Below are 491 nucleotides of genomic sequence, written 5' to 3' on the forward strand. Positions count from 1 at the left end.
CCCATTCTGGACGGCGAGCCGCGTTGGGCAGGAGATCGGGGGGGGGACGGCCTTGGCATTATGCCTGTGCGGAGTTGTCAGGTCTGAGAGCCTGTTTGATTAGGCTTCTGGCTTGTAATCTCGGCCATAGGCGCGGAGTGCTCGATCGAAAGCAGCGATTTCTACGGCATCTTCGGCCGCGCTTTCATCCTGCTCCAGATTTCTGGTCAGGCGGCGGTATCGGTTGGTTTGTGTGCCGAAGGTCGCCTCAATGCGCCAACGGATCGGCACTGGCTTGAAACCTTGCGCCTGCGGGTCTCGGGTTGTGACTTGGACGTCCAGGCCATGGCGCTCGGCAGCGGCGTCCATCCGTGCGCCGACGTAAATGCCATCCACCTTAATGCGGTCGAGGTTCCAGCCCTTCTCGGCGGCGCGATCCAGCAGGATCCCGGCGGGCTTGGTATCGGGGGCGTTGGCCGCCGTAAACAGCACCCCCAGCACGGAGCCCAGCG

1 protein-coding gene is annotated in these 491 nt (G+C 63.1%); it reads right to left on the bottom strand.

What is annotated here, in order from left to right; translation table 11 throughout:
- Positions 1-99: 99 nt before the first annotated feature.
- Positions 100-491 (bottom strand): transposase (locus tag JT719_RS24280; RefSeq protein ID WP_207436382.1); only part of this gene is annotated, 392 nt, incomplete at its 5' end.

Origin of the sequence: Sabulibacter ruber, from assembly GCF_017355955.1 — a bacterium.
Taxonomy (GTDB): Bacteria; Bacteroidota; Bacteroidia; order Cytophagales; family Hymenobacteraceae; genus Nibribacter; species Nibribacter ruber_A.